General features: G+C 68.7%; 8 protein-coding genes. 3 read left to right on the forward strand and 5 right to left on the reverse strand.

Annotated features, from left to right (window positions below; translation table 11 throughout):
• The first annotated feature begins 3 nt into the window (after window positions 1–3).
• Together GM676_RS01465 and GM676_RS01470 are read left to right on the forward strand one after the other, a co-directional pair.
• On the forward strand, window positions 4–2,526 hold the full coding sequence (locus GM676_RS01465) for an ATP-binding protein (RefSeq protein ID WP_371866057.1): 2,523 nt from the start codon (window positions 4–6) through the stop codon (window positions 2,524–2,526).
• A 16-nt stretch (window positions 2,527–2,542) separates the two neighbouring features.
• Window positions 2,543–5,470 (forward strand): ligand-binding sensor domain-containing diguanylate cyclase, encoded by a 2,928-nt coding sequence (locus tag GM676_RS01470; protein WP_170304188.1) that lies wholly within the window; start codon window positions 2,543–2,545, stop codon window positions 5,468–5,470.
• Window positions 5,471–5,484: 14 nt separating this feature from the next.
• Here GM676_RS01470 and adhP read toward each other — a convergent pair whose 3' ends face one another.
• From adhP to GM676_RS01485, 3 genes are read right to left on the reverse strand one after another with little or no spacing between them, the layout of a single operon-like run.
• Complete coding sequence (gene adhP / locus GM676_RS01475; RefSeq protein ID WP_155461594.1) at window positions 5,485–6,513, reverse strand: alcohol dehydrogenase AdhP; 1,029 nt, start codon at window positions 6,511–6,513, stop codon at window positions 5,485–5,487.
• A gap of 21 nt (window positions 6,514–6,534) precedes the next feature.
• Window positions 6,535–7,533 carry a DUF6976 family protein gene (locus tag GM676_RS01480; protein ID WP_155461595.1) on the reverse strand — a complete coding sequence of 333 codons (999 nt, stop codon included), beginning with the start codon at window positions 7,531–7,533 and terminating at the stop codon, window positions 6,535–6,537.
• A 9-nt stretch (window positions 7,534–7,542) separates the two neighbouring features.
• Window positions 7,543–7,764, reverse strand: coding sequence for a hypothetical protein (locus GM676_RS01485; RefSeq protein ID WP_155461596.1), 222 nt, complete (start codon window positions 7,762–7,764; stop codon window positions 7,543–7,545).
• Between the two features lie 231 nt (window positions 7,765–7,995).
• Between GM676_RS01485 and GM676_RS01490 the strand changes: the two genes are divergently transcribed.
• Window positions 7,996–10,968 carry a bifunctional diguanylate cyclase/phosphodiesterase gene (locus tag GM676_RS01490; protein ID WP_155461597.1) on the forward strand — a complete coding sequence of 991 codons (2,973 nt, stop codon included), beginning with the start codon at window positions 7,996–7,998 and terminating at the stop codon, window positions 10,966–10,968.
• A 16-nt stretch (window positions 10,969–10,984) separates the two neighbouring features.
• On the opposite strand, the gene GM676_RS01495 is transcribed toward GM676_RS01490, so the two are convergent.
• A complete protein-coding gene (locus GM676_RS01495) occupies window positions 10,985–12,118 on the reverse strand; it encodes a GGDEF domain-containing protein (protein WP_155461598.1) in 1,134 nt (377 codons plus the stop codon).
• An 87-nt stretch (window positions 12,119–12,205) separates the two neighbouring features.
• Complete coding sequence (locus GM676_RS01500) at window positions 12,206–13,069, reverse strand: class I SAM-dependent methyltransferase (RefSeq protein ID WP_155461599.1); 864 nt, start codon at window positions 13,067–13,069, stop codon at window positions 12,206–12,208.
• Between the last annotated feature and the right edge of the window lie 20 nt (window positions 13,070–13,089).

Below are 13,089 nucleotides of genomic sequence, written 5' to 3' on the forward strand. Positions count from 1 at the left end.
CGCGTGAAAATCGCCACCCGCCTCAAGTTCGCGCAACTGATCTGCATCGTGCTGCTGGCGGTGATGGCGGTCATTTTCGCGCGCACCACCTTGCAGATGCGGGCCGAAGTCGCCAAGGCCGCCGTCACCGGCGAAGTGCTGCGCGCCGCCGCCGGCCTGCGCTACCTGTCGCTGGAATACGTGCAGCACCACGGCGAGCGCAGCCGCCTGCAATGGCTGATGCGGCACGCCTCGCTGCAACAGCTGATCGCCTCCAACGGCAGCTTCGACGACGCGGCGGAACTGGAACTGCTGGCCGACTTGCGCGAGCGCGCGCAATCGATCGGCGGCCTGTTCGGCGAGCTGCAAGGGTTGCAGGCGGAAGGCGAGCGCGCGCCGGGCCGGGAAGCCATCCTTCAGGAACTGGAAGCGCGGCTCACCGGCCTGATCATGAATCGCGCGCAAAACATGATGTCGGACGCCGAGGCGCTGTCGCGCTTGAACCGCGAGCGCATCCTGGCCGCGCAAAACGACGCCATGACGGCCAGCGCCGCGCTGGGCGGACTGATATTGCTGGTGGTGCTGGTGGCGATGGGATTGACCATCCGCAGCGTGACGGCGCCGCTGTCGCGCCTGCACCGCGCCACCGAGGTGGTGGGCGGCGGCAGTCTCGACTTTGCGCTGGAGCTGCGCTCCGACGATGAGATCGGCAGCCTGGCGCGGTCCTTCGATCACATGGTCCAGCGGCTGCGGCAAACCACCGTCTCGCGCAATGAGCTGCTGCAAGCGAACCAGGCGCTACAGGCCGAGGTGGCCGAACGGCAGGCGGCCGAAGCCAGGGTGAGGGCGCAGCTGGCCCGTATGAGCCTGCTGCACCAGATCACCCGTTCCATCGGCGAGCGGCAGGACTTGCGCAGCATCTTCCAGGTCGTCATCCGCAGCCTGGAAGACCAGTTGCCGGTGGATTTCGGCGCCATCCTGATGTATCAGGATGGCGAGCTGGTGGTCAGCGGCGTCGGCGTGCGCAGCTATGAACTGTCGATGGCGCTGGCCATGGGTGAGGCGGCGCACGTCGCCATCGACCAGAACGGCCTGTCGCGCTGCGTGGCCGGGGAACTGGTGTATGAGCCGGAGATCGCCACGGTCGACTTCCCGTTCCCGCGGCGGCTGGCCAAGGGCGGCCTGGCGTGCATGGTGCTGGCGCCCTTGCTGGCCGAAAGCACCGTGTTCGGCGTGCTGGTGGTGGCGCGCCGCCAGGCGCAAGGCTTTTCCAGCAGCGACTGCGAGTTCCTGCGCCAGCTGAGCGAGCACGTGGCGCTGGCGGCCAATCAGGCGCGCCTGTACAGCACCTTGCAGCAGGCCTACGACGACCTGCATCAAAGCCAGGCCCAGGTGACCAGGCAGGAACGCCTGCGGGCGCTGGGCCAGATGGCCAGCGGCATTGCGCACGACATCAACAACGCCATCGCGCCGATCGGCCTGTATGCGGAATCGCTGCTGGAGACCGAGCCCGGCCTGAGCGAGCGCGGCCGGGCCAGCCTGCAAGTGATGGAACGCGCCATCGACGACGTGGCGGCCACCGTGGCGCGCATGCGCGAATTCTACCGCCAGCGGGCGCCGCAGCTGACCCTGAGCACGGTCAACGTCAACCAGATCATGCAGCACGTGGTCGACCTCACGCGCGCGCGCTGGTCGGACATGCCGCAACAGCGCGGCATTGTGATCGAGATGCGGCAGGACCTGGGCGCGGACTTGCCGATGATTCTGGGCGTGGAAGGCGAAATCCGCGAAGCCCTGACCAACCTGGTGTTCAACGCGGTGGACGCCATGCCGGAGGGCGGCGTGGTCACGCTGCGCACGCGCCATGTCGCGCAGCTGGACGGCGCCGAGGGCGCGCACGTGCTGATCGAGGTGAGCGACAACGGCGCCGGCATGGACGAGGCCACGCAGCGGCGCTGCATGGAGCCGTTCTTCACCACCAAGGGCGAGCGCGGCACCGGGCTGGGACTGGCCACCGTGTACGGCATGACCGAACGGCACGGCGCGCGGCTGGCGATCGAATCGGAACCGCACAAAGGAACCGCCGTCAAAATGTACTTCCCGGTGGCGCCGCGGACCGACGCGGTAACCGACCACATCACCGCGTTGCGGCCGGCCGGCAGCCTGAAGATCCTGATCGTCGACGACGATCCGACCTTGCTGGCGTCGCTGGGCAACATTCTGGGGGCGGACGGCCACCGGGTGACACAGGCCGACAGCGGCCAGGCCGGCATCGACCGCTTCCGCGAAGCCGAGGACGCCGGACAGGGCTACGAAGTCGTCATCACCGATCTGGGCATGCCGTATGTCGATGGCCGCAAGGTGGCCGAGACCGTGAAACACATCGCGCCGGCCACGCCGGTCATCCTGCTGACCGGCTGGGGTCAGCGTCTTATCCCGGACACCGACGACGGCCCGGTGAATGTCGATCAGGTCCTCAGCAAGCCGCCCAAAATCCGCGAGTTGCGGGCGGCGCTGGCCAAGTGCACAATGTCGACCACCGACTAATTTCCTGGGAGTATTCATGTGGTGTGTCTCTGCCGCACTGGCGGCATGGCTGATGTGGATGACTGCGGCCGGCGCATTTGCCCAGCAATTGCCGATCCAATATCTCACCCAGCAGGATGGCTTGGGTAATCTTTCCGTCAACACCCTGGTGCAGGACGCCACCGGCTACCTCTGGGTCGGCACCAGCAACGGCGTGTTCCGCTACAACGGCGCGGAGTTCCGCCGCTATGCGCACAAAGACGGCCTGATGGACACAGAGATTGTGGCGCTGATGTTCGACCGCGAGCAGCGCCTGTGGGTCGGCACGCGCGAGCATTTGTACGTGCAGGCCGGCGGGCGCTTCCAGCGGGTGCCGTTCGAGGGGGATCGGGGCGCGGCACCCGATACCAGCCAGTCCCTGGCGCTGGCGGCGGACGGCAGCGTGCTGGTGCAAAGCGGTATCGAACTCCTGCGGATCACCGAATCCGGCGGACAGTTTGCCGTGCACCGCTTGTTCTCCAAGGAGCAAATCCGGCGCATGCCGTCATTGTACGAGGTCCGGACCTTTCTGCCAGAGGCCGGCGGGCGGTTGTGGCTGAGCTGTGGCGCGGCGCTTTGTGTGCAGGATAGCCGCGGCGTCACCGAGTTCGGCACGCGTGCCGGCGTGCCGGCCGACGAATGGCAGAATATGTTGCGCGCCGCCGATGGCACGTTGTGGGTGCGCGGCAAGCGCCATGTGATCGTGCTGCCCGCTGGCGCGCAACAGTTCGTCGATCGCACCCCGCCCGGCGATGTGATGCGCAAGGCCACCATGGGCACCAGCCTGGTGGAGGACGGCGATCATCGCGTGCTGGTCAGCATCGACTCCGGTCTGGCGCGCTGGGGTGTCGGGCGCTGGGAAATGTTCGGCCCGGGTAACGGTCTGAAGATAGGCAGCGGCGTGACCGCCATGCTGGTCGACCGCGACCAGGGGCTGTGGCTGGGCACCGGCGGCCATGGCCTGGCGCGCTGGATGGGGTACGACAACTGGGAAAACTGGGGCACGGGCCAGGGACTGCCGGACGACAAAGTGTTTGCAGTGCGGCGCGACGGTGCGGGCCGGCTGCGGATCGGCACGCGCTCCGGGCTGGTCATGTTGACCACCCCGGACGCGACCCGCGCCGTGCCGGTGCCCGGCTACCGCGCCGAGCAGTGGAACAGCATGGTCACGGATCTTCAGGGACAGCTGTGGACCAGCAGCTACGTCGGTTCGCTGATGCGCGAGGATCTCGCCAGCGGCAAAGTGACCCAGGTGGCGACCTTGCCGATGATTTTCCAGCTGCTGGCCGACCGCCAGGGGCGCTTGTGGATCAGCACGGCGGAAGGCTTGTATGTGATCGACGATACCCGCGTCCCCGGCGCACCGCGCGTGGCGCCGGGCCTGCCCGCGGGCAGCGGGCTGGTCAGCGAAATGACCCGGCGCAGCTGCCAGAGTCCCGACGGCACGCTCTGGTTCCTGCGGCCGCGCATGCTGTGGCGCCTGCGCGGTACAGAATGGACCGGCCATGACCTGAGTACCGAGGAAAGCGGCGAATTCGACGCCATGGCGTGCGTGGACGACGGCAGTCTGTGGCTGGGGCAGAGCGGCACCTTGTGGCAGGCGCAGCTGGGACCGTCCGGGCTGGTCAGGCACCAGGTGCGCTCGCCGCTGCTGCGCGACCACGCCATCCAGTCGCTCCATGCGGACCGCAGGGGCTGGCTGTGGGTCAGCACCGACGTCGGACTGGTGGTGTGGAACCGCCGGCAGTGGCGCCAGTTCGACAGCAGCGACGGGCTGGTGTGGAATGACCTCAACTCGCGCCAGCTGTTCGAGGAAGCCGACGGCACGATGTGGATCACCAGCACCAACGGCGTCTCGCACGTGCTGCGGCCGGAGCGCCTGTTCGCCCCGTCGCCCCTGTCGGCGATCGTCGAGGCGACCGAGCGCGACGGTGAATCGCTGCACCTGCGCGACGGCGGCAAACTGCCGTGGTCGACCTCGGCCCTGAACCTGCACATGGCCAGCCTGAGCTATCAGCACCGCAACGCCTTGCGTTTCCGCTACCGCATGGCGGGGCTGGAGCAGGAGTGGACCACCACCAGCGTGCCGCAACTGCGCTACGCGGCGCTGCCGCCCGGCAGCTACCGCCTGCAATACTCGGTCAGCAATCTGGATACGCAAAGCGAGTCGGAGGCGGGCGAGCTGCGCTTCACCATCGTGCCGCCCTGGTGGCTGAGCATGTGGTTCTTTGCGCTGTGCGGCGTGCTGGGGGCGGCCACGCTGTTGCTGCTGTATCGCCGGCGCGTGCGTGGACTCCAGCAGCGCAATGCGCAGATGGAAAGCCTGGTGCGCGAGCGCACCGGTGAACTGGAGGAACGCGGCAAGGAACTGGAGGCGCGCACGCGCGAGCTGGAATTGTCGCAGGAAGCCTTGCGCGAGCGGGCGCTGCGCGACGGCCTGACCAAAGCCTGGAACCGCGCGGCCATGCTGGAAATGATGGACCAGGCCATACAGAAGGCGCAGCGCGACGGCGGCCGCTTCCTGTTGTGCCTGCTGGACCTCGATCATTTCAAGCGCATCAACGACACCCATGGCCACCTGGCCGGCGACGCCGTGCTGCGCGAGCTGGTGCGGCGCCTGAACGCGTGCGTGCGCCCCTACGATCTGGTGGGACGCTATGGCGGCGAGGAATTCCTGGTGCTGCTGCCCGACCTGACGCAGGCGAATGGCGCCGCGCGCGTCGAGGCGATGCGGATGGCGGTGGCGTCGGTGCCGTTCGACATCGGCGAGCAGGGCGCGCTGACGGTGACCTCCAGCTTTGGCGTGGCCGAGTTCGACCCGGCGCGGCCGGCGGCCGGGCTGGAGTTGATCCGGCGCGCCGACCAGGCGCTGTACCGCGCCAAGGAACTGGGCCGCAACCGCATCGAGTACGCCGCGCCGCCGTGAGGCGTCCGCCCGGCTCACGCCCCCAGGTCGAGCACCACCCGGCCCTCGATCGCGCCGCGGCGCATGCGCTCGAACACCTGGTTGACGTTCTCCAGGCGGTCGGTCGAGACGGTGGCGCGGACCTTGCCCTCGGCGGCGAACGCCAGCGATTCCTGCAGGTCCAGCCGGGTGCCGACAATCGAGCCGCGCACCGTGATGCCGTTCAACACCATGTCGAAGATCGGCAGGGGGAAGTCGCCCGGCGGCAGGCCGTTCAGGGAGATGGTGCCGCCGCGCCGCACCATGCCCAGCGCCTGGGAGAAGGCATGGGGCGAGACCGCCGTCACCAGCACGCCGTGGGCGCCGCCGATCTCCTTCCTGATCACGGCCGCCGGGTCGGCCGCGCGGGCGTTGATGACCAGGGCGGCGCCCAGCCGCCGCGCCAGCGTCAGCTTGCCGTCGTCGACATCGATCGCCACCACGTTCAGGCCCATCGCCCGCGCGTACTGCACCGCCATGTGACCGAGCCCGCCGATGCCGGAGATGGCGACCCAGTCGCCCGGCTTGGTGTCGGTCATCTTCAGGCCCTTGTAGACGGTGACGCCGGCGCACAGGATGGGCGCGACGTCGACGAAGCCGAGCGCCGGCGGCAGGTGGCCGACGTAGCCGGCGTCAGCCAGCGCGTATTCGGCGAAGCCGCCGTTGACCGAATAGCCGGTGTTTTGCTGCGACTCGCACAGGGTTTCCCAGCCGCCCAGGCAATGCGGGCAGTGTCCGCAGGCCGAGTACAGCCAGGGAATGCCGACCCGGTCGCCGCTTTTGACGTGCTTGACGCCGGCGCCCACCGCCGCCACATAGCCCACCCCCTCGTGCCCCGGGATGAAGGGCGGATTGGGCTTGACCGGCCAGTCGCCGTCGGCGGCGTGCAAGTCGGTGTGGCACACGCCGCAGGCCTCGATCTTGACCAGGATCTGCCCGGCGCCGGGCCGCGGCACCGGCAACTCCTCGATTCGCAGTGGCTGGCCGAACGCCCGCACCACCGCGGCTTTCATCATGTCGCTCATGCTTGACTCCAGTGAGAAAATTCAGGATGGGGTGTGCACGTCCAGGTACACCAGCGTCTGGTTCAGCAGCTGGTAGGCCACCTCGCCGAAGGTCGCCGGCCCGTACAGGTCGCCGGTGCGCCGGCCGCGCAGCTCGCCGTACAGGTAATTCAGGACGCAGTTGCAACTGAATTCCACCTCGCCGTGGGCGCCGCCGGCCAGCATCTCGAACGCCTGGACATAATCGCCGAGCGGCGCCGCCTGGCGATATTCGATGCCGGGGAACACCGGCGCGTAGAAGCGGACGGTGCGGCCGTCGGCGTCCACGCCCTGGAACGAGGTGTTGATGGACGCGCCGTGGTAGTCGGCCACCAGCGGCAACTTGAGGTCGAGCCCGCGCGCGGCGATATAGTCGGCCAGCATGGCCGGCTTGCCGTTGACCAGGCAGGCGCTGGCGCTGAAGCCGGCCTCGGCGAACGTGATGACGTCGCCTTCCGGATCTTGCCGGAACAGGTTGAGGATGCGGATCTCGGCCATGCGCTCGGCCGGCAGGGTCACATGCAGCGCCACCGCCGCCTCGCTCAGCAGGCCGCCAGCGACGCCGTTGACCACCTTGGGCGCGACCCTGCCCAGGTCGTCCAAGTGGACGCCGGCGATCCAACCGACGATGGGCTTGATGAACATGTCGGCGTAGTCGCGGCCGTGGTTGGCGTATTCGGTGTGGATGGCGCTGCCGGCCGGCAGGATGACGATGGTGTAGCCATTGTCGGGCGCGTCGCTGGCGATCCGGGCGATGGTGTCCAGCGTGTAGGTCTTGAGCGCGATGGCGGACGGCTTGGCCTGCGTCAGCTCGCTCGCGTACAGGCGCTCGCGGGTCTCGGTGCCGCCCTGGTCGGCGATGAAATAGGGAATGGTGCCACCGATCCAGTGGCCTTTCGGCAGTTGCGCCAGCAGGGCTTCGTCGCCGGCCAGGGCCAGCACCTTTCCGGCGTCGATCAGCGCGGCCGCTTCGGCCACCGTCAACAGAGTATGGGTTTTCATGGGGTCCTTTTATTTCGAAATGAGGGCGATCTCTTTGGTCAGGATGCGCTCGTATTTGACAAAGAAGTTGTAGAGCTCCTCCACCGTTTTCTCCAGTTCGCCCGGCGCCTGGGGCGTGGCGAAACGCGTCACCGAGCGTTTGAGGAACATTTGCAATCCGAAATTGTCGGTCCGGAACTCCAGCTTGCCCGTGACCAGGTCTTTCCACTTCCTGTTACTTTTTTCCAGCATGGGGGGCCTCTCTAAAAAAAATGTACATGGCGGTCGGTGTTGATGCTAAGTAAGGACAACCGCAAAACCTTTGATGTAAATCAAAAACGGCACCTTTGCTTCGGGCTAGACGGCGTTTGTGGCTACAAGGAAACAGGTCCGGCATGACGTCCGGAAATTTTGACTTGCATCAATTTATTTATTGATCAACCGCATTAGCCTGTGCCGTATCGCATCTCGACCGGGAGTCCCATGCTCAGCCTTGCCAAGCAGGACGATGACGAACCACGCCTGAGCGGGATCGTGGCCTCGCTGTCCGCCGCGATCTGGTCGGTGCGCCTGTCGGACCGGCGCATCTTCTATCTGAGTCCGATCGCCGAGGTGCTGCTGGGCGAGGCGCTGCGGCCGGCCGCCATCGGCACCGTGTGGCACCGGGTGGTCCAGCGGGAGGACCGGCGTCCCCTGTTGCGCTGGTTTTACCGGGTGCTGGACGGCCACACGCCGCTGATCGAGATCCGCATCGTCCGCGCCGACGGCGCGCGGCGCTGGCTGCAATTGTCCGGCAAGGTCTCGCGCGACGCCGATGGCCGGCCGGTGAGGGTGGACGGCATGGCCACCGACGTCACCGAGCGCCTGACGGCCGAAAGCCAGGTGCGCAAGCTGTCGCGGGTGGTCGAGCAAAGCCCGGCGGCGGTGGTCATCACCGACGTGCATGGCTGCATCGAATACGTCAACCCGCGCTTTTGCGCCACCTCCGGTTATGCGGAACGGGAAGTGGTGGGGCAGATGGCGCGCTTCGTGGGCTCTGGCCAGACGCCGCAGACGGTCTACGCGACCTTGTGGAACACCATCCTGGCGGGTGGCATCTGGCAGGGGGAGTTGCTTAACCGCCGCAAGAACGGCGAACTATATTGGGAAATGGAAGTGATCGCACCTGTGTTTGACGCCAGAGGGCGTGTCTGTAATTTCGTCGCCATCAAGGAGGACGTCACCGACAAAAAACTGGCCGAGGCCGAGCTGCAACGGGTCAACCGCACGCTGCGCGTGCTCAGCCGCTGCAACGCGCTGCTGGTGCGCGCGGCCAGCGAGGAGGATTTGCTCGAATCGATGTGCGACATGTTGTCGGAATCGGGCGGCTACCCCATGCTGTGGATCGCGGCGCCGGCCGGCGACGGGCTGGCGACGCTGGCCCGGCGCGGTTTCGCGGCGGCCGGCGACGGATGCGACGACGACTGGACCGGTCCGGCGCTGCGCGCCCTGCATGGCCGCCGACCGGTGGTCGAGCGTCTGGCGGACGGGGCGCGCTCGCCCAGCCTGGCCGACAGCGGGGTGCGCGCGATCGCCAGCCTGCCGCTGCTGGCGGGCGACGCGGCGCTGGGCGTGCTCAGCCTGTTCAGCGTCAACCCGCAGGCGTTCGACGCGGCCGAGCTGGAATTGCTGGCCGAGCTGGCGGCCGACCTGGCCTACGGCATCGTCAGCCAGCGCGGCGAGCGCGCGCGCAAGGCGCGCGAGAGCGACCTGCACCTGATGCGGCGGGCGATCGACGCCAGCAGCGACGGCATCATGGTCAGCGACAGCCGCCAGGATGGCGCGCCGCTGGTGTATGTCAACAGCGCGTTCGAGCGCATCACCGGCTACGCCGCGCACGAGGCGCTGGGGCGCGACGCGCTGTTCCTGCACGCCGGCGACGTCGGGCAGGACGCCCTGGCCGCGCTGCGGCAGGCGCTGGCCGAGGCGCGCCCGGCCCGGGCCGAACTGCGCACCTGCCGCCGCGACGGCGCGCCGTTCTGGAGCGAGCTGGCGATCGCGCCGGTGTTGAACGCCGAGGGCGAGGTCAGCCATATGGTCGGGGTGCTGACCGACATCAGCGCGCGCAAGCGGATGGAAACCCAGCTGATCCACCAGGCCACCCACGACGCCCTGACCGGCCTGCCCAACCGGGTGCTGCTGGCAGACCGCGTGGAATGCGCGATCGTCGCCGCGCGGCGCGCGGCCGGCCGGGTGGCGCTGATGCTGTTCGACCTCGACCGATTCAAGCTGGTCAACGACAGCTTGGGCCATGGCGCCGGCGACTGCCTGCTGCGCCAGATCGCCGAGCGCCTGACGGCGCACATCCGGCCGGGCGACACCGTGGCCCGGCTGGGCGGCGACGAGTTCGTGGTGGTGGCGCCGGTCGCCGACGAGCGGCAGGCGGCGCAGCTGGCGCAGGAGTTGCAGTCAGCGCTGGCGATGCCGTTGCAGGCCGGCGGGCAGTCGATCTATCCGGCCAGCAGCGTCGGCCTGGCGATGTTCCCGCACGACGGCGAGGACCTGACCGCGCTGCTGCGCAACGCCGACGCCGCCATGTACCGCGCCAAGGCCGACGGCAACAGCGCGCTGTGCTTTTACGCGCGCGACTTCACCCGCGGCAGCAGCCGCCGGCTGCAACTGGAATCGGCCCTGTGCCAGGCGCTCGAGGCCGGCCAACTGCTGCTGCATTACCAGCCCAAGTTCAGCCTGGAGGACGGCGCGCTGGCCGGCGCCGAGGTACTGCTGCGCTGGCAGCATCCGACGCTGGGGGCGGTCAGTCCGGCCGAGTTCATCCCGATCGCCGAGGAAACCGGCCTGATCCTGCCGATCGGCGCCTGGGTGCTGCGGCAGAGCTGCCGCCAGCTGGCCGGCTGGCAGCGGCGCGGACTGCGTATGGTGCCGTTGGCGGTCAACCTGTCGGCCCGCCAGTTCGCCCTGCCGACGCTGGCCGGCGACATCCGCGCCATGCTGCGCGAGGCCGGCGTCGGCCCGCGCTGGCTGCAACTGGAACTGACCGAATCGCTGCTGGTGCGCCAGCCGGAGGCGGCCTCCCGCACGCTGGAGCAGTTGCGCGCGGCCGGCATCCAGCTGGCGCTCGACGACTTCGGCACCGGCTATTCCTCGCTGAACTACCTGCGCCGCTTCCCCATCACGCAGCTGAAGATAGACCAGAGCTTTGTGCGCGAACTGCTGCACGACAAGGACAGTTCGACCATCGCCGTCGCGATCATCAACCTGGCCCACGGCCTTGGCATGCAGGTGGTCGCGGAAGGGGTGGAAACCATGGCGCAGCTGGAGTTCCTGCGGCGGCACGACTGCGACCAGGTCCAGGGATATCTGAGTGGCCGGCCGCAGCCGGCCGCGCAGTTCGAGCGCCTGCTGGCCGGTCCGCAACTGCCGCTCGCGCTGCCGCGGGCGGCCGGGGCCGATTGCTGACAGCCCTGGCCGGCGCTCACGCGCCCGCCAGCGCCACCTGGTCGCGCCCGCTGTTCTTGGCGCGGTACAGCGCGGTGTCGGCCCGCTTGAGCAGCGCCGGCCAGCCGGGCTGGTCCGCGCTGGCCAGCGCCACGCCGACGCTGACGGTGAAGCGCAAGGGGCCGGCCGGGGTCTCGATCGCCAGCGCCGCCAGGGCCAGGCGCAGGCGCTCGGCGCAGGCCAGCGCCTCGGCCCGCGCGGTTTCCGGCAAAATGCACACGAACTCCTCGCCGCCATAGCGGCCGAAATGGTCGACGCCGCGCAGGGTGTCCTGGCAGGTGCGCGCCAGCGCCCGCAGGACCTGGTCGCCGACGTCGTGGCCGTAGTTGTCGTTGACCCGCTTGAAGTGGTCGATGTCCAGCATGGCCACCGCCAGCGGCCGTCCGTGGCGCAAGGCCAGCGTCAGCTCGCGCTCGCCCATCTGGTCCAGATAGGCGCGGTTGCAGGCGCCGGTCAGGCCGTCGTGGCGCGCGCTGTGCAGCAATTCCCGCTCCAGCAGGAAGGCGCGCCGGTGGAAGGAGCGGATGATCAGCATGACCGCCGTGGCCAGCGCCATCGCCAGCAGATATTGCATCAGGCCGCTCAGATAGGTGAACGGCGGCAGCCGCCAGGCGCCCAGCGCGAGGTACAGCGCGAACGGCAGACTGAACAGCGAGAGCAGGATGCGCGGGCGCAAGGTCATGACGGCCGCCATGGCCACGCAGGCGGTCATGCCGGCCATGCCGTACAGCACGCCACCATCCAGCACGAAGCAGGCCAGCACCACCGCGCCGCAATGGCTCCAGTACAGAAGCAGGCAGCGCAGGCCGGGATGCCAGTGCGTGTTCCACAGGGCGGGGGCGCCGGCCAGCACCAGGGTCAGGCGTAAAGTCAGGCTGAGCAGATAATGGGAACGGTCGAGCAGCGCGTCCCAGATGCCGAACAGCACCACCAGCGCGCCGAACAGGGCGCCCAGCGGCGGCAGCCAGCGCGCGACGTCGCCGTCGTGCCGCGCCAGCATCTCGCGCTCGGCCTGCGGCGGCATGGCCGCCGCGCCGGGTGGTCTATAGCGCCGGACGGCGCGGCGCAGGATGGCGGCGGCATCGGCCGGTGACGGGGCACGCAGTTTCATTGGTGACTTTCAAATAGATTCTCACCAATTGTAACAACCGCTTTGGGGAGAAAAACTTGATCTCAGTCAAATTTTCCCCAATCCCCGTCAGCTGGCCGGATTCCGTGCCATGACGATCCACGCCGCGCCGTCGATCATCACCGACCGTTCGCCGGGGAGGCCCGCGAAGGCGGCCCGCGCCGCGACCGAGGCGCGGGCGCGGATGTCGTCGGGCTGATCAGCGAGCGCGCGCGACAGCGGACCGACCTCCAGCGCCATCCTCACCGCGTCGTCGATCGCAGCCTCCCGTGTCGCGCCCTCGCCGAACGGGACGGAAGCGTCGAAGGGCGCGATTACGATATCGGTGAAGCCGGCCGCCGTCAGGATGCGCGCTACCCGGCTGCGGTCGCCGAACGAAAACGGCCCGGGCGCTTCGGGGCCGGGCGGCGCGCTCGGCGGGAGGATGCCCTTGATCGCGCCCATCGGCAGGCGCACCCAATCGTTCTCGGCCATGCCGCGCCAGCAGACGAAAGCGACCCGCCCGCCCGGCCGGAGCGCGCGTCGCATATGGGTGAAGGCCGCCGTCGGATCGTCGAAGAACATGACCCCGAAACGCGAGAACAGGATGTCGAACGCGCCCTCGGGCAGCTCCGCGCTGCCGGCGTCGGCCAGCTGGAACAGAACCGGCGCATCCTGTGGCGCGAGCGCACGCGCCCGCTCGATCAGCGCTTCGGATATGTCCACGCCCAGCACGTGGCCGCCCGCGCCGACGCGCGCGGCAAGAGCCAGGCTCGACGATCCGGCGCCGCAGCCGACATCCAGCACGCGCTCGCCTGCGGATGGCGCGGCGGCTTCGATCGCGGCCTGGCCGAACACCGCCACCATGGCGTCGAGCCGGGCCTGGTTGGCGACCCAGCGCTCCCCGCTCTGGCCGTTCCAGTCGGCGACCTGATAGGCATGTTGCTCCGTCATGACATCTCCTTGTTCCGACC

Source organism: Duganella radicis (assembly GCF_009720825.1).
GTDB lineage: Bacteria > Pseudomonadota > Gammaproteobacteria > Burkholderiales > Burkholderiaceae_D > Rugamonas > Rugamonas radicis.

What these genes read in the sequence shown, in the direction of transcription:
- GM676_RS01470 (WP_170304188.1), top strand. Translation starts at nt 2,543, where the DNA reads ATGTGGTGTGTCTCTGCCGCACTGGCGGCATGGCTGATGTGGATGACT.
- adhP (WP_155461594.1), bottom strand. Translation starts at nt 6,513, where the DNA reads ATGAGCGACATGATGAAAGCCGCGGTGGTGCGGGCGTTCGGCCAGCCA.
- GM676_RS01480 (WP_155461595.1), bottom strand. Translation starts at nt 7,533, where the DNA reads ATGAAAACCCATACTCTGTTGACGGTGGCCGAAGCGGCCGCGCTGATC.
- GM676_RS01485 (WP_155461596.1), bottom strand. Translation starts at nt 7,764, where the DNA reads ATGCTGGAAAAAAGTAACAGGAAGTGGAAAGACCTGGTCACGGGCAAG.
- GM676_RS01490 (WP_155461597.1), top strand. Translation starts at nt 7,996, where the DNA reads ATGCTCAGCCTTGCCAAGCAGGACGATGACGAACCACGCCTGAGCGGG.
- GM676_RS01495 (WP_155461598.1), bottom strand. Translation starts at nt 12,118, where the DNA reads ATGAAACTGCGTGCCCCGTCACCGGCCGATGCCGCCGCCATCCTGCGC.
- GM676_RS01500 (WP_155461599.1), bottom strand. Translation starts at nt 13,069, where the DNA reads ATGACGGAGCAACATGCCTATCAGGTCGCCGACTGGAACGGCCAGAGC.